This window comes from Sulfitobacter sp. PS-8MA, from assembly GCF_040933935.1.
Taxonomy (GTDB): Bacteria; Pseudomonadota; Alphaproteobacteria; order Rhodobacterales; family Rhodobacteraceae; genus Sulfitobacter.
The window spans coordinates 66244-85296 of sequence record NZ_JBFQYJ010000009.1 but is presented as its reverse complement, the minus strand read 5'-3'; the positions used below and the strand labels follow the sequence as shown (position 1 = coordinate 85296).

18 protein-coding genes and 1 pseudogene are annotated in these 19053 nt (G+C 58.4%); 15 read left to right on the top strand and 4 right to left on the bottom strand.

What is annotated here, in order from left to right; translation table 11 throughout:
• Positions 1-83: 83 nt before the first annotated feature.
• Entirely contained in the window at positions 84-530 is a 447-nt protein-coding gene (locus AB4M76_RS19400) for a DUF411 domain-containing protein (protein WP_043847208.1), read from the bottom strand.
• Between the two features lie 125 nt (positions 531-655).
• On the opposite strand from AB4M76_RS19400, the gene AB4M76_RS19395 reads away from it, so the two are divergent.
• From AB4M76_RS19395 to AB4M76_RS19350, 10 genes are all read left to right on the top strand, one after another.
• Entirely contained in the window at positions 656-1375 is a 720-nt protein-coding gene (locus tag AB4M76_RS19395; protein WP_368443833.1) for a response regulator, read from the top strand.
• Entirely contained in the window at positions 1372-2814 is a 1443-nt protein-coding gene (locus tag AB4M76_RS19390; protein ID WP_050672446.1) for an ATP-binding protein, read from the top strand. Before AB4M76_RS19395 ends, AB4M76_RS19390 begins: the two co-directional genes overlap by 4 nt.
• A 17-nt stretch (positions 2815-2831) precedes the next feature.
• Entirely contained in the window at positions 2832-3425 is a 594-nt protein-coding gene (locus AB4M76_RS19385; RefSeq protein WP_005619183.1) for a L,D-transpeptidase, read from the top strand.
• 128 nt (positions 3426-3553) lie between these two features.
• Positions 3554-4126, top strand: a complete 573-nt coding sequence (locus AB4M76_RS19380; RefSeq protein ID WP_043847205.1) for a L,D-transpeptidase — start codon at positions 3554-3556, stop codon at positions 4124-4126.
• Positions 4126-4584, top strand: coding sequence for a cytochrome c (locus AB4M76_RS19375; protein WP_005619178.1), 459 nt, complete (start codon positions 4126-4128; stop codon positions 4582-4584). The genes AB4M76_RS19380 and AB4M76_RS19375 overlap by 1 nt, the downstream gene beginning before the upstream one ends.
• A gap of 5 nt (positions 4585-4589) precedes the next feature.
• The gene (locus AB4M76_RS19370) at positions 4590-5189 is read left to right on the top strand and encodes a cytochrome c (protein ID WP_368443832.1); all 600 of its coding nucleotides are present in this window, start codon (positions 4590-4592) and stop codon (positions 5187-5189) included.
• A gap of 4 nt (positions 5190-5193) precedes the next feature.
• Positions 5194-6084: a cytochrome c gene (locus tag AB4M76_RS19365; protein ID WP_009824485.1), complete on the top strand. Its 891-nt coding sequence runs from the start codon at positions 5194-5196 to the stop codon at positions 6082-6084.
• A gap of 16 nt (positions 6085-6100) precedes the next feature.
• Entirely contained in the window at positions 6101-7489 is a 1389-nt protein-coding gene (locus AB4M76_RS19360) for a multicopper oxidase family protein (RefSeq protein WP_050686572.1), read from the top strand.
• On the top strand, positions 7486-7980 hold the full coding sequence (locus AB4M76_RS19355; protein ID WP_005619169.1) for a cytochrome c: 495 nt from the start codon (positions 7486-7488) through the stop codon (positions 7978-7980). Before AB4M76_RS19360 ends, AB4M76_RS19355 begins: the two co-directional genes overlap by 4 nt.
• The gene (locus tag AB4M76_RS19350; protein ID WP_009824487.1) at positions 7980-8699 is read left to right on the top strand and encodes a DsbA family protein; all 720 of its coding nucleotides are present in this window, start codon (positions 7980-7982) and stop codon (positions 8697-8699) included. Before AB4M76_RS19355 ends, AB4M76_RS19350 begins: the two co-directional genes overlap by 1 nt.
• Before the next feature lie 8 nt (positions 8700-8707).
• Here the strand turns inward: AB4M76_RS19350 and AB4M76_RS19345 are convergent, their stop codons facing one another.
• Positions 8708-8902 (bottom strand): heavy-metal-associated domain-containing protein, encoded by a 195-nt coding sequence (locus AB4M76_RS19345; RefSeq protein ID WP_037953528.1) that lies wholly within the window; start codon positions 8900-8902, stop codon positions 8708-8710.
• 149 nt (positions 8903-9051) lie between these two features.
• Between AB4M76_RS19345 and AB4M76_RS19340 the strand changes: the two genes are divergently transcribed.
• From AB4M76_RS19340 to AB4M76_RS19325, 4 genes and pseudogenes are all read left to right on the top strand, one after another.
• Positions 9052-11562 carry a heavy metal translocating P-type ATPase gene (locus AB4M76_RS19340; protein ID WP_368443831.1) on the top strand — a complete coding sequence of 837 codons (2511 nt, stop codon included), beginning with the start codon at positions 9052-9054 and terminating at the stop codon, positions 11560-11562.
• Positions 11563-11571: 9 nt separating this feature from the next.
• Positions 11572-11961 (top strand): Cu(I)-responsive transcriptional regulator, encoded by a 390-nt coding sequence (cueR, locus tag AB4M76_RS19335; protein ID WP_009824489.1) that lies wholly within the window; start codon positions 11572-11574, stop codon positions 11959-11961.
• A gap of 120 nt (positions 11962-12081) precedes the next feature.
• Positions 12082-13032, top strand: a complete 951-nt coding sequence (locus tag AB4M76_RS19330; RefSeq protein WP_009824490.1) for a DUF305 domain-containing protein — start codon at positions 12082-12084, stop codon at positions 13030-13032.
• Between the two features lie 20 nt (positions 13033-13052).
• Positions 13053-13821: pseudogene (locus AB4M76_RS19325) on the top strand (MauE/DoxX family redox-associated membrane protein).
• A 2-nt stretch (positions 13822-13823) separates the two neighbouring features.
• Here AB4M76_RS19325 and AB4M76_RS19320 read toward each other — a convergent pair.
• Positions 13824-15917: a protein-disulfide reductase DsbD gene (locus AB4M76_RS19320; RefSeq protein WP_043847195.1), complete on the bottom strand. Its 2094-nt coding sequence runs from the start codon at positions 15915-15917 to the stop codon at positions 13824-13826.
• Positions 15918-16267: 350 nt separating this feature from the next.
• Here AB4M76_RS19320 and AB4M76_RS19315 point away from each other — a divergent pair, with 350 nt between their 5' ends.
• Entirely contained in the window at positions 16268-16969 is a 702-nt protein-coding gene (locus tag AB4M76_RS19315; protein WP_067264434.1) for an IS6 family transposase, read from the top strand.
• A gap of 669 nt (positions 16970-17638) precedes the next feature.
• Here the strand turns inward: AB4M76_RS19315 and AB4M76_RS19310 are convergent.
• Positions 17639-19051 carry an NADH-quinone oxidoreductase subunit N gene (locus AB4M76_RS19310; protein ID WP_067265814.1) on the bottom strand — a complete coding sequence of 471 codons (1413 nt, stop codon included), beginning with the start codon at positions 19049-19051 and terminating at the stop codon, positions 17639-17641.
• Between the last annotated feature and the right edge of the window lie 2 nt (positions 19052-19053).

The window sequence follows — 19053 nt, the reverse complement described above, 5'->3', positions numbered from 1 at the left end:
TCAGAACGGATACGTTCCAACAAAATCTGCCGAATGGTAAGGTCGGCGAAAAACTTTGTCGGAACGTATCGCGGGCAAACACGTCAGCCGTGGGTTGCGAAGACTTGCGTCGACCCATCCATCAGTACAAGCAGCACATCATAGGGATCACCTTGGGGGCCCATGCCGGGCGAACCCATGGGCATTCCCGGTGCTGTCAGTCCGCGCGCGACAGGTTTTTCGCTCAGCAACCGCCCGATGTCAGCCGCAGGCACGTGACCCTCGACGAAATATCCGCCCACGGACGTAGTGTGACATCCTGCCAGTTCCGGCGCGATGCCGTGTTTCTGCTTCAGAACCTGAAGCGTGTCGTAATCCACGTCCTCGACCGATGCCTTGAAACCGGCAGCGATCATCTCATTTACCCAAGCGCCGCAGCAGCCGCAGGTCGGTGTCTTTGTCACCTGCAACGTGGGTGCGGCGGTTTGCGACAAAGCAGGCCCGGCCAAGGCCAGGCTGAGTGCCGTAAGGCCAAATTCACGTCGGTTCACTTAAAACTCCTCGATGTTCTTCCTTAAATAGTTGCTCGGTATCCCGAAGTCGACTGCCCGCGCTGTTACATTTGGCTACAAACACGGGATGGGCGTCCCTTGGTGAAAATGACTATGTTGGCGGCATGAGCGATCTGCCACGCATCCTTGTCGTCGATGACCATTCAGAGATTCGGAAATCCGTCACCAGTTATCTGGAACGCAACGGCATGCGTGCTTCAGCGGCGGAAAATGCAGTTGAGATGGACGCAAGGCTGGCGGAAGCGCATTTCGATCTGATTGTCCTCGATGTGATGATGCCGGGGGAAGACGGGCTGTCCGCGTGCAGGCGATTGCGCAAGGAAGGGCATATTCCGATCCTGATGCTGACCGCATTGGGTGACGACGAAGACCGCATCGCGGGTCTGGATGGCGGGGCAGACGATTATCTCGCCAAGCCGTTTAATCCCAAGGAACTGGTGGCGCGGATCAACGCGATATTGCGTCGGACGCAGCTGATCCCAAAACCGAATGGTTTTGCGGGGAAAACGTTGAAGTTTGCACACCTAAAGCTGGATTTCGATGGCCGCACACTGATTGACCAAGGCGGTTCGCGTACGCTACTTACATCCGGTGAACTCAAACTCCTGACCATGTTCCTGCAAAGGCCAAGGACGGTCATTGGCCGCGAGGAGCTGCTCAAGTTGAGCACCGGCCGGGTCGCCGGTCCATTGGACCGAACCATCGACAATCAGGTGAGCCGGTTGCGCCGGAAGATGGAAGAGGACGTTTTGCGCCCGAAGATCATCGCGACTGTCCGGCATGGGGGGTATAGTCTTTCCTGCGATGTCGAGATTTGCGAATGAAGCTGCTTCCGCGGACGTTGCGTGCACAGATTGCCCTTCTGGTCCTCGGTGTCTTGATCCTCGCGCAAGCTCTGAGTCTTTGGTTTTTCGTTGATGAACGCTCGTTAGCCATTCAGGCCGCCATCGGTGCCGAAGCCGCCGGAAGGGCCGCAAATGTCGCACAGTTGATTGAAGGCGCACCCCCGGAATTGCATGCCCAGATCGTCCGCGCGGCAACGTCTCCGCTCGTACGGTTCGACCTTACAGACGAGCCGTCGGTTGCACACGGACAACACGATGACGGTGGAGCGGTCGAAGCGCGGATACGGGCACTGCTTCAGGAAAGCTACAGCCGGGATATCCGGGTTGAGGTTCATGAAATCGAGGGAGGTCTGCTGCCCCTTCCGAACCTGTCACCGGAAATGGCGCAAATGCACGCCGAAATGATGCAGGGCAGCCTTGCGGCCATCGAGATGGAGCTGTCCATTGCGCTGTCCGGTGGGAATTGGCTCAACATCGAGACGCGGTTCGAACGGCCGCCTCTGCAAAGGTCGCTGGCGTCCAACATATCCTTTGCACTGACTGCGGGACTTCTGCTGGTTGCAAGTTTCTGGTTTCTCCTGTCCCGACTGACCGGACCACTCAACGATCTCGCGACTGCGTCCGAACGTCTGGGTCGCGGCGCCGCCAAGGGCGATCTGCCGGTCGTAGGGCCGAAGGAAGTTCGGGATCTGACCCGATCATTCAACATCATGCAGGATCGCCTGACGCGATTTGTCAGTGACCGGACCCAGATGCTTGCAGCGCTTGCGCATGATCTGCGCTCGCCTTTGACGGCGCTTAGGGTGCGGGCCGAAATGGTGGACGACGAAGACACGCGCACGTCCTTGGTGGCGTCAAGTGAAGAGATGCAACGGATGGTCGATGCGACCCTCGATTTCGCGAAGGGCGTCGGACAGCATGAAGAGGTCCAATCGGTTGATTTGCACGATCTGATCACTGGTATGGGCTTGGACAAGGTTCAGGTGACCAGCCAAGGTCCACTCATCGTATCCGTGAAACCAAGCGCGATGGGGCGCGCGTTGAGAAACCTGATTGAGAACGCGATCCGCTACGGGAGTGAGGCCAGGGTTTCGTGGCAACGCATGGGCAGTGAGGTAGTGGTCGCCATCGACGATCAGGGGCCCGGTATTCCCGACAATCAGCTGGAGGCTGTTTTCGGACCCTATGTCAGGCTCGAGACGTCGCGATCACAGGATACCGGCGGTCATGGCCTGGGGCTGTCGATTGCGCGCAGCATCATCCTTGAGCACGGTGGTTCTATCGAACTGAAAAACCGCACTGATGGGGGTCTGCGCGCTGAAATCACGCTGCCCGTCAAACAAAGCGCCGAGTCAGCCCCGAAAGAGGAAGGCTCGCCACATATGGCGCGGGTTGTTCGTCACCTCAAACCCGACTAGTTTAGTGAGGCAAGTATATGAAACGAAGATATTTCCTGACTTCTGTTGCAGCTCTTTCGGTGAGTGGAAAAACAGCATTCGCGCATAGTGACGCAGAGCACGACCGGCGCGTCGGGCCATCTGTGGTGCCCCCGGAGCAGTTGCCGCGCCAGGTTCCGTTCACCGAGGCAGACAAACCGGGAGAAATACATGTCGATCCGAACCAGTTCGCTTTATTTTGGACTTTGCCGAACAATCGGGCAATCAGGTATACCGTCGGAATTGGCCGGGAGGGGCTCTATGAATCCGGCGAGTTCTATGTCGCGCGCAAGCAAAAGTGGCCGCGGTGGACGCCCACACCCGCCATGATAGCCAGAGATCCTGACCGATATCTTCGTTTTGCGGGCGGTGTGCCCGGTGGGCTGAACAATCCACTCGGTGCCCGCGCCTTGTATCTTTACCAGCCAGGGCGTGGGGACACCTACCTGAGAATTCACGGCACAACGGATCCGAAGACGATTGGTCGACGTGTCTCAAACGGCTGTGCAAGGCTTACCAATAATCAGATCATCGAACTCTATGAGAAGGTCCCGCTCGACACGCGTGTTGTCCTGAAACCCATCGAGGTTTGAGGCAGCAGCGCGAAGACGTGTCCGTTGGCCGGGATACATATCGTTACATAATATCAGGCCCCGGACTGTTCATGAAATGCGACCAGGCGGGTAGTCTAGTGGATAGGCAGACAACAACATGAGGCCATATGATGACCCGCAAGCAAACACGTGTAACGCGTCGAGCATTCACGGCAGGTGCCGCATCGGCAGCTTTCGCGGCCCCGTCCATCCTGCGTGCGCAGGTGGATCAAACCAGTGTCCGAAGGAATATCTCATCGTTTCGTACACACGCTTGGCAAGACCACTTTGACGCTTTGGACAAGGGTATCATCATCGCAGACACCGTTACCCGCGTGATGCAACACTGGACGGCCGATGGCGAAATGCGCATTTATCCGACATCGGTTCCCTTGTCTGACGAGCTGACAAAGCGCGGCTACACGACAGTCACGTTCAAGGACCCCGAACCTGACTGGACCCCTACACCCTCCATGCGCGAACGTGACCCGTCTTTGCCAGCCTATATGCCGCCCGGGCCGGATAACCCGTTGGGCGTCCGTGCCCTGCACCTGAGTTGGACGTACTACAGGATTCACGGCACCCATGATACGCGCAAGATCGGAAGACGCTCTTCAAGCGGGTGTATCGGTCTCTACAACGAGCAAATCATCGAGGTGTTCGAAAGGACACCGGTCGGCACGCAGGTACGATTAATCTGATGTCGAAGTCCGGCATCCTGATTGCGGCGTTTTTTGTCGTCGGTGGCGCGGTTGTGATCTGGCAGCAATTGCAGCCATCGTCTTCGATGCCCGGCCACACAATGACAACGCCTGATCTTTCGCAGACGGAAGAGGGCGCGCCGATTGCAGACGTGGTTGTGCCTGCTGAATTCTCAGCAAATGCCCAATTGGGAAAGCGTGTTTTCGATGGCGCTTGCGCCGCTTGTCACGGTGCGAATGCTGCCGGACAGAATGGCGTGGCACCGCCGCTTGTCCACAAGATCTATGAACCGAGCCATCACGGTGACGCCGCTTTTTTGCTTGCCGCGAAACAAGGTGTCAGAGCGCACCATTGGAAGTTTGGCAATATGCCGCCAGTTGAAGGCGTCACGCCCGGCGATGTGAAGATGGTTGTTGCATATGTGCGGGAACTTCAGCGCGCCAACGGGATCAATTGACAGGAATGACCAACTTGAACATGAAGATATGGATTACTGCCATTGCGATCGGGACGACCGGCGTTGCTGCCTTGGCGCATTCCGGAGCAACCGGCGTGGTGCTGGAGCGGATGCAGGGCATGTCCGCGATGGCCAAAACACTCAAGACGCTATCACCCATGATGCGGGTTCAGGTACCTTATGACGCCGATGTCGTCCGCAGGGAAGCTGGCGCGATGATCGGCCATGCCGGTGAGCAAATGACGCGACTGTTTCCTGAAGGCTCGGGTGGCGGAGTGTCCAAGGCGTTGCCGTCGGTCTGGGAAAACAGCGAAGAGTTCGCGGCCCTTGCGCAAGAGTTGAGAACAGCCGCCGAAGGATTGAAGTTGAGCGCAGGCAATGGGTTGGCCGCAGCACAGGGCAACGGTAGCGAATCAATGATGGGCGGCGCCACTGACGGGATGATGGGTGGCGGGTCCGCGCCTGCAATGGGAGGGGGCATGATGGGATCGGACCTTCCCATGACGACCGAGATGTTTGCGGACATGCCGACCGACCGTGCGTTCGCGATGGTCGCCCAGACCTGTTCGGCCTGCCACCAGAAGTTCCGCAAAGAGGACAAGTGATCAGATGCGGTGGTGGCGTTGGATCATCGGTGCGGGGGTCGTCGGCGGCATCGGCGTTGTCGCGGCAACGATAGCCTGGCCGATCGGTGCGCCAGTCTCGGACCTGACCCTGCAAGGCGATGCCCAGCGGGGGTCGTATCTGGCGCGCGCCAGTGGATGCATTGCGTGCCACACCAACTTTGAAGCTGGCGGGGCGCCATTGGCAGGAGGAGCGCCGCTCCGGACCGATTTCGGGACATTCTATCCGCCAAATCTGACCACCGATGTCGAATTCGGGATTGGCGGCTGGACAGTAGAAGAGTTTGCAAAAGCGGTAAGGCAGGGAATTTCCCCGGACGGAGACCCCTATTATCCCACCTTCACCTACCCGTTTTATGCAAACTACACGGATCAGGACATTGCCGATCTGTGGGCCGCGTTCCAGACCGTGCCAGCCGTGAATGTGCCGACCCCGTCCCATGAGGTGCCTTTTCCGTTCGATCAGCGATGGGGGATGAAACTTTGGCGGGCGGCTTTTCTGACAAAGCCTGACACCGCACCAGAGGCGGACCGAAGCGATGCTTGGAACAGGGGCAAGCTGCTGGTCAACGGGGCGGCACATTGTGCTGCCTGCCACACAACGCGGAACTTTGCAGGCGCACGCATAGTATCGAAGAGGTTTTCCGGCAACGACGCCTTGCCGGGAGGTGGCAAAGCACCTTCGATCCGGACGCGCGATCTTGTGTCCGAAGGCTGGACAACAGACGATATGGCTTATGCATTGCGATCTGGCATAACGCCGTCTGGCGACGTATTTGGTGGATCAATGGCCGAAGTCGTGCGCTATGGCACGGGCTTTCTGAGCGACGCAGACCTGAATGCGATGGCCACCTACCTGCTGGACAACAAATCATAATCTTGGGAACCCACGAATGATCACGCTCAATCGCCGCCAATTTCTGGCAACATCTGCTGCGTTCAGTGGTCTGTCGGCCAGCACTGGATTTGCGGGCACGCCATTCGCGACCCTGACAGCCCAGCAAAGCGACGTGCAGCTGCTGCCCGGCAACTATGGCAAGACATCGCTTTGGTGCTTTGACGGCGGCTCACCCGGTCCGGAGATTCGCGTGGCGCAGGGGGGGCGTGTCCAGCGCAGATTGGTCAACCGGTTTTCTCAGGGAACGTCGACGCATTGGCACGGCATCCGCATCGACAATGCGATGGATGGCGTTTCCGGCCTGACACAGGATGTGGTCCAGCCGGAGGAAACATTCGACTATGACTTTACTGTCCCGGATGCCGGGACCTATTGGTACCATGCCCATAATAGGTCGTTTGAGCAGGTGGGCAGAGGGCTTTACGGTGCACTGATCGTGGAAGAGGCCGAGCCTCTCGACATTGATCGCGAGGAAGTCCTGATCCTGGATGATTGGCTTATTGACCCCGAAACCGCGCAGATCAAAGACGACTTCGGAGCGCCTCATGATCTCAGCCACGCAGGGCGCATCGGCAACCTGCTGACGACCAATGGAACCTTCAATCTGGGCCTGAGTGCACGCAAGAACGAAAGACTGCGCTTGCGGCTGATCAATGCTGCCAATGCGCGCAATTTCCAACTGGGGCTGGAAGGCCTTGACGGTTGGGCGGTTGCTTTGGACGGCATGCCCCTGGCTGCACCCATTAAGGTGACGGAGCCGATGATCCTCGCTCCGGCTCAACGGATCGACCTGATCGTCGATGTGGTCGCGGATGTTGGTGAAACGGCTCATATTCTTCAGTTCGGCCGGGAAGAGGCCTTCAGCCAGGTTACATTCGAGGTCGTTGAGTGGGGCTCGAAAAATCGTCGAGACGCGCCTTTGGCCTTGCCGCCGAACGACCACAGGATGGTCGACTTGAGTGAAGCCACGATGCTCAGCCTGAGTATGGAAGGCGGTGCCATGGGGCGGATGAGGTCCGCTTCCCTTGGGGGCGAACTCAAGCCGATCGGCGAGATCGTCGAGGCCGGGTATTTCTGGTCGTTCAACGGCAAAGTGGACGGGATCAACGGTGATCCCCTTGCGCGGCTGGACCGCGGCCAGAATGTACGATTGAAGATCGTGAACGACACGGCGTTTCCGCACGCGATGCACCTGCATGGCATTCACTTCCACGAGGTCGCCGAAAACGGCACCCTCGGACCGCTGCGTGACACGACCCTTCTTGAACGGGGTCAGACGCGCGAGATTGCCTTTGTGGCGGACAACCCGGGCCAATGGCTGCTACATTGCCACATGCTGTCGCATGCGGCTTCGGGCATGATGACCAAGATCGTCGTTGGATGACCCCGCGATCCGTCTATCTTGCGTTGGGCGTAGTTACCGTTGCGGTGGCTACCATATTCCTGTGGACCCGGTCCGGCGGAACCGACCATACGGCGGAAAACCTCATCAACTCCTCAGCCGATGTGGCCGCGGGCGAAGTCCTCTATGCCGAAAATTGCGCCGCGTGCCATGGCGCAAATCTGGAAGGTGAAGAAAACTGGCGCAGTCCGCGTGATGACGGAAGCCTGCCCGCACCGCCGCATGATGCAAGCGGCCACACTTGGCACCACGCGGACAGCATGCTGTTCGCCTACACCAAGCTGGGGGGCGCCGAGGTTCTCGCGGCGCAAGGCGTTGACTTCAACAGCGGCATGCCCGGTTTCGGCGACCAACTGAGCGACGGGGAAATCTGGGACATCCTCGCATACATCAAGTCAACATGGCCGGAGCGTGAACGCGCCACGCAAGCCGAGCGCACGGCCCAGGATATTGCCTCACAAGGAGACGGATAATGAAAAGATTCTTGGCTACCACCGCACTGTTAATGCTTCCCATCGCTGCGACGGCAGACGGCATGGACGAAGACCGGATCAAGGAACTGGTGCTGGAAGCCATCCGCGAGAATCCGGGCATCGTGTTCGAGGCCGCGCAGTTGTTCGAACAGCAACAGCAGGCGTTGCAGGCGCAAGCCGCAGCGCAGGTTCTCGATACGGAAAAAGCCACGCTTGAAAATGATCCCAATGCGCCCGTTCTGGGCAATCCGGATGGCGATGTCACGGTTGTCGAATTCTTCGACTACAACTGCCCCTATTGCCGCCGGGTTAAACCTGAAATGGAGGCATTGCTTGCCGCTGATCCCAACGTCAGGGTCGTTTACCGGGAATGGCCCATTCTGGGGGACGGGTCGGTTTTTGCCGCCCGCGCGGCGCTGGCGTCCCGAAACCAGGGCAAATATGAAGAGTTTCATTGGGCCATGATGCAACTGAAGGAACGCGCAGAGGAAGCATCGATTCTCCGCACTGCGGAAGACATCGGCCTCGATGTTGCACAGTTGCGTAGCGACATGAACGGACCGGAAATAGAAGAACACATACAGACTTCCATGCGGCTTGCGCAATCTCTGGGGTTCAGTGGCACACCTTCATTTGTGATCGGCGACAGTCTTGCGCCGGGCCTGATCCAGGCGGACCAGATGATCGAGCTTGTCGATCAGGCACGGGCCGCCGAATAAGGACAAGCTTACGCGGCTGAAGCGTCGTAGCCAGCGTCAACGATGGCTTGCCGCACAGCGGCCTGTTCCAATGTGCTTTGGACAGTGACAAGGCGAAGGTCCAGATCGGACGTGACAACGGCTGATGGATCCTTTGCCTTGATGCCGCTTTCGATAGCGGATGTACAGTGTCCACAGCTCATTTTCGGGACGGAAAAAATCATGAAGGCCTCCATTTTTGGTACAACCTCAGACTTGGTCGTTCCATCGGGAGGAAGGTCAAGCAAATATCAGAAAAATAAATGAGATACTCTCTTGAGCTTCCAGCAACTGGAAGCCCTATATCAGGGTAAGTTCAACCGAGGAGTCTCTCATGACCGACCCCAATACGATACGTCTGTCCGTTTCCGGCATGAGCTGCGCGTCCTGTGTGGGCAGGGTTGAAAAGGCTCTCGGCGAGGTTCCAGGCCTTTCGAACGTCAGTGTCAATCTGGTGAGTGAAACGGCACAGTTTCAGACGGATGATGCAGCCACGACGGGCGCAGCGGTTGCGGCACTGTCGCAGGCCGGCTACCCGGCAAGCACGGCGCGCGTCACGCTGAACGTAGACGCCATGTCCTGCGCGTCCTGTGTCGGTCGGGTTGAACAGGCGCTTGTACGGACACCCGGCCTATTGAATGCGGCGGTCAATCTAGCAACCGAAACGGCTGTGGTAGAGTATCTTTCAGATGCCATCACCCCGGAAGAGATTGCCCGGATCAGTACGGAGGCGGGATACCCGGCCGAGATTGCGCAGAGCGATGCGCACGAGGACCGATCGGACCGCAAGGCAGAAGAAGCCGACGCGCTGGCGCGCCGTGTCATCCTTGCCGCGATCCTGACCGTTCCGGTGTTCGTTCTGGAAATGGGAAAACACACCATACCCGGCTTTGAGGGCCTGATTGAGAGCACAATCGGCATTCAAACGTCGTGGCTGATCCAATTCGCGCTTGCCACGGTGGTTCTGTTCGGACCGGGTTGGAGGTTCTTTGCGAAGGGCATTCCGGCGTTGATCAAGCGTGCTCCGGATATGAACAGCCTTGTCGCGCTGGGAACCGGGGCGGCGTGGACTTATTCCGTAGTCGCGACCTTCCTGCCACAGGTGCTGCCTGACGGTGTGCGCGCCGTCTATTTCGAAGCAGCGGCGGTTATTGTCGTTCTGATCTTGTTGGGTCGCTGGCTTGAAGCGCGGGCCAAGGGCAAGACCGGTGCAGCCATTCAGGCCCTTCTTGGTCTGCAGGCAAAGACAGCCAGGGTCCTGCGCGAGGGGCAGGCGACCGAGGTTGACATCAAGGAACTTCGGATCGGCGATCAGATCCTCGTGCGTCCCGGTGAAAGGCTGCCTGTCGATGGCGAGGTCACAGAAGGATCAAGCAACGTCGATGAAAGCATGATCACCGGTGAACCCCTCGCCGTGCCAAAGGCTGCTGGCGAACCGGTGACCGGCGGCACGGTGAACGGCACCGGGAGCCTGACCATAACGGCGACGCGGGTCGGGGCGGATACCACGCTGGCGCAGATTATCCGCATGGTCGAAGATGCTCAGGGGGCCAAGCTGCCGATCCAAGGCCTAGTGGATCGCGTGACCATGTGGTTCGTGCCTGCCGTTCTGGTTCTGGCGCTTGCGACTGTGGTTGTCTGGCTGCTGGTCGGTCCCGATCCGGCTCTGACCTTTGCGCTTGTGTCGGGTGTCTCCGTTCTGATCATTGCGTGCCCCTGCGCCATGGGGTTGGCCACGCCCACCTCGATCATGGTGGGGACAGGACGCGCTGCCGAGATGGGGGTGTTCTTCCGCAAGGGAGATGCGCTGCAACATCTGGACGACGTCGGCCTCGTTGCGCTCGACAAGACCGGGACGGTCACCCAAGGGCAACCCAGTTTGACAGACCTCATCACGGCCGACGGCTTTGACCGGGCAGAGATACTCGCCCTCATCGCATCTGTCGAGGCGCAGTCTGAGCACCCGGTGGCAGAGGCCATCGTGCAGTCCGCAAAGAGCGAAGGCCTGTCCTGGCCCGATGCGACGGAATTCCGGTCCGTGACCGGCTACGGTGTCGAGGCGCTTGTCCAGGGCCGCAAGGTTCATGTCGGTGCGGATCGCTTCATGGTGCAGCAGGGCATTGACACCAGCCCGCTGGAAGACCGCGAAAGGGCGTTGGCCGAAAAGGGACGCACCGCGCTTTATGCTGCGGTGGATGGAACCCTGGCGGCTGTGATTGCCGTGGCAGACCCGGTCAAATCCTCCAGCGCCGAAGTGATCGCAGCTCTGCATGATCGAGGGATCAAGGTCGCGATGATCACCGGAGACAAGAAGGCCACGGCAGATGCCATAGCCCGCGAGGTCGGGATCGACCACGTCATTGCAGGGGTATTACCGGATGGAAAAGTCGCCGCCCTGGACGAATTGCGGCAAGGGAACAGCAAGATCGCCTTTGTCGGGGACGGCATCAACGACGCGCCAGCACTGGCCCATGCCGATGTCGGCATCGCCATCGGAACCGGCACGGATGTCGCAATCGAAAGCGCCGACGTGGTGCTGATGTCGGGGGATCTGCGCGGCGTGGTGAATGCAATAGACGTGTCGCGCAAGACCATGCGCAACATCCGGCAGAACCTCATCTGGGCCTTTGGCTATAACGTCGCGCTGATCCCTGTGGCGGCGGGCGCGCTTTATCCAGCCTTTGGATTGCTCCTGTCGCCGGTGTTTGCCGCCGGGGCCATGGCGCTGTCCTCCGTGTCGGTTCTGACCAACGCGCTGCGGCTGCGACGGATCAAGGCGACGATGTCGGAACAGGATCCGCCCCACGACGCGGCGACGAAATTCGCAACGCAGCCCGCAGAATAGGAGACAGGTGTGAACATCGGAGAAGTATCAGAACGCGCGGGTTTGCCAGCGAAGACAATCCGCTACTACGAAGACATCGGCCTTGTCCGGCCTTTGCGCAGCGATAACGGATATCGCGCCTTTCGCGACAGCGACATCCACAAGCTCGCATTCCTGGGCCGCGCCCGGACCTTGGGGTTCTCGATAGAAGACTGCCGCACGCTGCTTGATCTCTATGAGGATGAGACACGGGAAAGCGCACAAGTAAAAGCGGTCGCACAAGAACACCTGGCGGCCATTGACGAAAAGATTGCCCAGCTCAGGTCGATGCACGATACGCTGTCACACCTCGTTGACGCCTGCCATGGCGATCACCGCCCGGATTGTCCGATTCTGAAAGATCTGGCCAAAGAGCCGTAGCGCATGATGCTTGGGGCCGACATTCTTCGGATTTTCGCACCGTAGCGTTGGAGTTTGTTGGAGCCCTCCCCCGCTGGAATGTTGTTTCTTCAGCAATTCAAGCCAAGGTGGAGGGATCAAATGTCTGAAGATACGACCGGGAAATCTAGCGGCGGGTCCCACGCCCGTTCAAGTGAAGATGCAGCACATTCGGGGGGCCATTCAGGTTCATCCTATGGCCGGTTTCTGGCGATGGTTGGCACGTCGACAGCGATCATGTTCGGCCTGATGTACATCAACTCGTACTCCTTCGAACATGTCTACTGGAGCGAAACCCGATTTTACATGACGTTCATCATGGGCGCGACGATTGCGACCGTGATGCTCCTTTTCATGTTGAACATGTACAAGAACAAGGGCGTCAACGCCGCGATCTTTCTCGGGTCTGTCGTGATGTTTGCCGGCGCGCTCTGGCTCGTGAGAAGCCAGGAGACCATTCAGGACGAAAGCTGGATGAGCGCGATGATCCCGCACCACTCCATCGCGATCATGACAAGCGAACGGGCCGAGCTGACAGATCCACGGGTCAAGGCTCTGGCTTCGGAAATCGTGACGGCGCAAAATCGCGAAATTTCCGAAATGCGTTTCCTCATAGATGACATTGAGGCAAATGGCGAAGCCGGTCCTGAATGGCCACTTGGTGAAGCGGACGGTCCGGCTGAAATGGAGGGGCTTCAAGAAGCGATTGCAACCCCGGTGATTGCCGGAATCCGTCCTGCACCGCTCAAAGCCGAAGAAATAACACGCGCACTGGGGTCCGACGGACAATGCCGTTTCATTCGCGCCGTGAACGCCGATCCCATTCTGGTCACGGACGGGGCGGGGAACGGCGTCGCCAAGATATCCGGATCGCTGGTCAACTTCACGTCGCAAGACACAGTGACGTCCGGTGGCGTCCTGTCTGCCGATGGTGGCCAATTCACGCTGGCGCCGGGTGACGCGGACGGTGAAGACGCCACCCTGCTGTTTGAATTGACGGGAGAGACGCCTCTGACTGTCGGATTTACCGGGTATTGGACCTGCAACGGTTAAAGGATTTAAAGGAACGCGTCATGACGAGAGAGGCAAAATCCACCCCGAAGACGGCGGTTTTGTACCGAATGGTGATGGAGGAGCATGTTTGTCCCTATGGGCTGAAAATCGAAGGACCTGCTTGAGCGGGAGGGGTATTCGATTGAGGACCGGCCTCTGAACACCCGCGAGGAAACGGATGCTTTCATGGAAGAACACGGTGTCGAAACGACTCCGCAGACCTTTATCGGCAATGAAAGAATTGGTGGCTATGACGCGCTGAGGGAATTTTTCGGCCAGGACGTAAAGGATGACGACGAGACGACTTATCAACCCGTCATTGCGATATTCGCGGTCGCATTCCTTATGGCGCTTGGTCTCAGTTGGGCGTTTTACGGTTCGATCCTGACGCTGCGGGCATTCGAGTGGTTCATCGCGATCTCGATGAGCTTTCTTGCTGTTCAAAAACTGCAGGACGTCGAGACGTTTTCCACGATGTTTCTGAACTACGATCTGCTTGCCCAGAAATGGGTGCGCTATGGCTATGTCTATCCCTTCGGCGAAGCACTTGCCGGTATTCTCATGGTCGCCGGTGCCTTGGTCTGGATCAGCGCGCCTGTTGCACTGTTCATCGGTACGGTCGGAGCGGCTTCAGTTTTCAAGGCCGTCTACATCGATAAGCGCGAGATCAAGTGCGCCTGCGTGGGCGGCGGTTCAAACGTGCCGCTGGGTTTCGTGTCCCTGACCGAAAACCTGATGATGATATTCATGGGCGTCTGGATGTCGGCGCGTGCGATGGGCCTCTTTTAGGCCTAACCATCCGTTTTCAAAGCGGTCACAGGGTCGCCAAGTGCAGCCCTGCTCAGCGCGTCGAGAACGGCTTCGGACGTCAGAACCTCGGACAGGATGATCCCGTCTGGCGCGTTTGGCCCGTAGACGATGTTGAACGGGATGCCAAACCTGTTGTGGCTTTCCAGATACCGGGAAATGTCAGTGCTGGGCCTAGTCCAGTCTGCCCGCATCGCAACGACATTATCACCCCGCAGTTGGTCGACCACGGGCGCACGGTCCAGCACCAGCGTCTTGTTGGCCTTGCACGTCAGGCACCAGTCTGCGGTCACGTCGACAAAGACGGTTTTTCCCTGCGACACCAGTTTCGGTATCTCGGAGCGATCGAACGCGACCCAGTCCTGGCCCACCGCTCTCGTCTGCGGCGGGATTGTCAGCGCCGTCGGCACCAGAAGGCTGAGAACAGCAACCACCACCAGCGCTGTCGGGCGCGTCAATCTGCCCGGCAAACGTATTGTTGCGAGAAGAATGAAAAGGCTCGTCATAAGCAGCACGGTCATGGCCACCCGGCCACCCGCCACCCCTATCAGTACCCAGAGCAGCCAGATCGCGGTCCCGGCCAGAAGACCGGCAAGCACCCATTTGACGACAACCATCCAACGTCCCGGCCTGGGCAACAACCGGACCAGACCAGGCTTCCCCGCCAGAACCAGATAGGGCAGGGAGAGCCCAAGCCCCAGAGCCGTGAAAACGAGAATGACATCAATCGGGCGCCCGGACAGGGCAAAGGCAACCGCTGTCCCCAAAAACGGGGCCGAGCAGGGCGTGGCCAGCACCGCCGCGAAGGCGCCTGTTGCAAAATCTCCGCCATACCCGTCGCGACCGCTTGATCTGGCCAGCCGTGACTGCAACCCGGAGGGCAATGAAACTTCGAACACCCCGAACAGATTGGCAGAGAACACGGCAAGCACCAGAAACATGACGGTCAGGAAAACAGGGCTTTGGAATTGCAGGCCCCACCCAACGGTGACGCCGACGGATTGCAGAACCAGAATGATTGCGGCGAGGGCCCACATGAACACCAGAACGCCAAGCGCCGACATCAGGAACCCATTCCGGACCTCGTGCGCTGGCTTGTTTCCATGATTGAGAACCGATGTCAGCTTGATGGACAGGACAGGCAGAACACAGGGCATGACATTCAGGATCAGACCGCCAAGAAAGGCAAAGGCCGCAATCGCCAGGATTTGCGTCAGATCCGGCAGGTTCGCCATAACCTCGAATGGTGCACCCGGGATGCGGTCTGACCAAGCGGGCTGCGCTGTCACCGCGCGTGATCCATCGGTCAAAGTCAGTTGCAGGGGCGGCGGATCCTCCCCTTGCGCGAGAAGAGGCAGCTTGGCCCAAAGGGCTGTTCCCGCATCATCGGTTCGGATGTCCGGTTTGCCAAAGGTGAATTCCGGCCCCAGTTCCGGAAAGATATCCGGCTTCACAAAGGCATTCGCACTGCGCGCCGTCACATAAAGCGCATCATCCGCGATCACCGCCGTTTCGACAATGATGTCGCTCTCTTCGGGACCAAGCGGCACCCGCTGGGCATACTCCGAAATCAGGCCCGCCGCCTTCGCGTCAATCCCGGTGCCCGCCGGAATTGTCAGTGCGAGATCGAAATCATGCGGCACACAGACAGTCGAGCACGCCAGCAATGAAACACGCGCCTGCAATGTTGCGGACTGGCCCGCAGTTTCGAGAACTGCCTGAATGGGCAGGACGACACGGGTCTTGTAGCCAAAATTCTCGATGCCGAATGCCGTGAAGCGCTCAGGCGCGGGCCAGAGCATCTGTGCGCTCACCAGATTTTCCGATCCATCCCATGAAATTTCAGGCGGCAGACCCACCTCGCCGGGCGAACGCCAATAGGCTTTCCAGCCCTCGGCCAGCTCGACATCCAGGCCAAGGGAAAGGGTTCTGGAGGTTTCCGCGACCCCATTTTCAACGGAGATGAGCCGGGCCGTGATTGTTGAATTCTCGTAGGTATCGCTCGATGCAGCAAAGCCCATGGAGGCCCAAAGGCAAGCCATGAGAAGGAAGAATAGGCGCAACGTGGTTCGCATCATCTTTTGGCTCGCTTCCACCCTTGTCCCGAGATCGAAATCCGAAGCACCTCTATGGCTGCATCTCCCGGTTGGTCAACTTTACAAACGGATACAATGTCGTTTGTGAAGCCATCCCGCTGCGAGAATAACGCGACGAAGTCCGCGTTCGTAGCAGGAAGGCCAATAGAAGCTTTTTTCTTCATTGAACATTTCAATCGCAACCGCGGCCTCCAACCTTCCAGCGCTGGAAATTGAAACCAAATGCGGATGACTTAGTTGAACGCTTAGCAATTGAGAGAAGGAAGAAGAGGTGTTGTCACATTAACGGTCCTGAGGTTGCTGGTTCATTGATCTGGGCGTAGGCGGTGTCGATGCAGACACAAAAGATCAGCTACAAACGCCACCGGTTTCCGCCTCAGATCATCGCTCATATTGTCTGGCTTTACGTCCGGTTCAACTTGAGCCTGCGCGAGGTCGAAGAGCTGATGCTGGAACGTGGCGTCGACGTTTCGTATGAGACAATCCGGCGCTGGAGCGTCAAGTTCGGCCCCCTGATCGCCCACGTTCTACAGCGACGGCTGCCGCGCCCCGGCGATGTCTGGCATCTGGACGAAGTCGTTGTGAAGATCGCGGGTCGGTCATACTGGCTCTGGCGCGCGGTCGACCAACACGGCTTTGTTCTTGAGGAAATTCTCCAATCGAGACGAGACAAGCGCGCCGCAAAGCGGCTTTTGGTCAAGCTGATGAAACGTTGGGGCTTCGTGCCAAAAAGGATCATTACGGACAAGCTGCGCTCCTATGGTGCCGCAAAGCGCGAGGTCGCGCCTGGCCTTGATCATTGGTCACACAAGGGACTCAATAACCGCGCAGAAAACAGCCACTTGCCCTTCCGAAAACGAGAGCGGGTGATGCAAGGCTTCCGATCGCCGGGTGGATTACAACGCTTCGTATCTATGAAGTCTGCAACCCGCAATAGTTTCTCTGTCCCAGCCCGCCGCCGCTCTGCGCTCACCATCCGCTACCATCGGCTCGAAGCATTCGAGGCGTGGAAATCCGCGGCACAGGCCGCTTGATCAACGAACAGCTTGCCAACTTGCAAATTCGGCGAGTTAACGTGACAACACCCCGGCGCAAGAAATAGCGGCGAAGGTGCTCCTCGATTACCGCTTCGACTTTGCTGGATATTAACATCGTCCCGGTCGGGCGGCCCCGTTTCCGCGGAGCCAGAACGCTGGTGCGCCCACCCTCTTCCGCCAACCGTTTTATCCAACGCCAGACCGTCGCCCTGCTGACACCAAGCTCCCAAACGGCGTCATTGATGCCACGTTCCAGGCTGCCAGTCCCATTGAGATATGCCTGAACAAGAGGGCGCAGCACCGCGGCCCTGCGCGCCTCTTCAGCACCAACGGCAACGGAGTCTTCGCCATCATCATTCATCGATATTTGCCGCAAATGTCTGTGAACCCTGTCTCACGTTTAAGGGCAAAAATATCAGAATTAAAGGCAAAATCTCATATTTAAGGGCAAAGCTCAGCCGTTGATTTCGTTGGATTTCCCATCTCACAATTAAGGGCTACGCGACAGTCTGCATCGACACCGCCTACGCCCAGATCGGTGAACCAGCAACCTCAGGCCCGTTAACGTGACAACACCGTAAGACCCGCTGGCCCGCCACCGATGATGAGGCAGTCCTTCATCTCGTTTATCCTATGAAATCTTGTTAAATTTGCCACATGATGCAGTTATCCCGGCAATAGCTGGCTGAGTTGAAAGGCTGTGAACGCGCTTCCAGCCAACACGGCTCCGCCGATTATGAAAATGCCCCCGATCAACACTGCCACACCACTTGGGCGATCAAGCACAGCGACCTCCTCAGGTGGCGCGTTGAAATATGCGCGGCCCATGACCCCCGCATAATAGAACAACGATGCAACGGTATTTGCGGCGGCCACCACGGCGAGCCAAGTATAGCCGCCGTCTATCGTGGTCATGAACAGGGCAAGTTTGCCCAGAAATCCGACTGTTGGCGGAATGCCCACCAAAGAGAGGAAGGAGACCACCAATACCGTCGCCACGAGCGGGCGCCGCTTGGCCAAGCCGTCGTAGTCGGCGATAGCCGTGCGCCCGCGTAGGTATGCCACGACTGCGAAGGCAGCGAGATTGCCCATCGCATAACTGGCTATGAAGACCAAAAGGGCACTCAGCGCATCTGGGCTAAGCCCCAGAACGGTGACGGCCATCAATAAGTAGCCTGCCTGTGCCACCGAGGACCAACCGATTAGCCGGCGGATATCATCTTGCCAAAAGGCGGCCAGATTGCCCAAGGTCATCGTCGCTGCGGCTAAAATCGCGATCAGCGGGCGCAGGCCAAGGAATTCGGGGGGCACAAGCTGCACGAGGCGGGCCAATGCTATGGCCGCGCCGATCTTGGGCACGACCGTCAGGAATGCGGCTGAAGGGACCGGTGCGCCTTCGGCTACATCGGGCAACCATGCATGCGCGGGTACTGCACCCAGTTTGAACGCGACACCGGTTAGGGTTAGCGCAAATCCGACGAAGAGCAGCGGAGAAAGCCCAGTGCCGAGCCTTAATGATGCGGCAATATCTGCGTATCCGGTGTTCCCCAAGAGTCCCAGCATTAAGGTGACCCCGGTAATCAGCAATGCGTTTGCCAGCGCGCCCATGAGGAAATATTTCATGCCAGCTTCGACGGACAGCGCCCAGTCGCGGTGCCACGCGGCCAGCGTGTAGCCGGTGACTGAAGACAGCAGCACCGCGATAGTGAGTTGTAACAGGTCTCCGGCACCGGCCATTGCCATAGCCCCAAGCGCACCAAGCAGGAGGATCGTGTAATATTCTCCATGGCGTGGATCGGTGCGGAACCAGCCCGGCGCCAGCAGAATACAAAAGGCCGTGCCCAGCAGGATCATCAATCGCGCCCAAAGGCTCGCTCCGTCCAGCGCCCAAGCTCCTGAAAAGGTGAACCGGGTTTCCCCCAACTGCCCCAGAACCAAAACAATGGCGACGGCAATGCCTGCGAGGGCGATGAATGCCGACCCGGCCTGCATTCGTCGGGGCGCAAAGGCCGCAAACAGCAGCGCTAACACTGCCGCCACGATGATCGCGATCTCAGGGGATACGTCGCCGATTGGCACCA

Coding starts and splice junctions, on each gene's coding strand:
- AB4M76_RS19395 (WP_368443833.1), top strand. CDS start 656: ATGAGCGATCTGCCACGCATCCTTGTCGTCGATGACCATTCAGAGATT.
- AB4M76_RS19390 (WP_050672446.1), top strand. CDS start 1,372: ATGAAGCTGCTTCCGCGGACGTTGCGTGCACAGATTGCCCTTCTGGTC.
- AB4M76_RS19385 (WP_005619183.1), top strand. CDS start 2,832: ATGAAACGAAGATATTTCCTGACTTCTGTTGCAGCTCTTTCGGTGAGT.
- AB4M76_RS19380 (WP_043847205.1), top strand. CDS start 3,554: ATGATGACCCGCAAGCAAACACGTGTAACGCGTCGAGCATTCACGGCA.
- AB4M76_RS19375 (WP_005619178.1), top strand. CDS start 4,126: ATGTCGAAGTCCGGCATCCTGATTGCGGCGTTTTTTGTCGTCGGTGGC.
- AB4M76_RS19370 (WP_368443832.1), top strand. CDS start 4,590: ATGACCAACTTGAACATGAAGATATGGATTACTGCCATTGCGATCGGG.
- AB4M76_RS19365 (WP_009824485.1), top strand. CDS start 5,194: ATGCGGTGGTGGCGTTGGATCATCGGTGCGGGGGTCGTCGGCGGCATC.
- AB4M76_RS19360 (WP_050686572.1), top strand. CDS start 6,101: ATGATCACGCTCAATCGCCGCCAATTTCTGGCAACATCTGCTGCGTTC.
- AB4M76_RS19355 (WP_005619169.1), top strand. CDS start 7,486: ATGACCCCGCGATCCGTCTATCTTGCGTTGGGCGTAGTTACCGTTGCG.
- AB4M76_RS19350 (WP_009824487.1), top strand. CDS start 7,980: ATGAAAAGATTCTTGGCTACCACCGCACTGTTAATGCTTCCCATCGCT.
- AB4M76_RS19345 (WP_037953528.1), bottom strand. CDS start 8,902: ATGATTTTTTCCGTCCCGAAAATGAGCTGTGGACACTGTACATCCGCT.
- AB4M76_RS19340 (WP_368443831.1), top strand. CDS start 9,052: ATGACCGACCCCAATACGATACGTCTGTCCGTTTCCGGCATGAGCTGC.
- AB4M76_RS19330 (WP_009824490.1), top strand. CDS start 12,082: ATGTCTGAAGATACGACCGGGAAATCTAGCGGCGGGTCCCACGCCCGT.
- AB4M76_RS19320 (WP_043847195.1), bottom strand. CDS start 15,917: ATGATGCGAACCACGTTGCGCCTATTCTTCCTTCTCATGGCTTGCCTT.
- AB4M76_RS19315 (WP_067264434.1), top strand. CDS start 16,268: ATGCAGACACAAAAGATCAGCTACAAACGCCACCGGTTTCCGCCTCAG.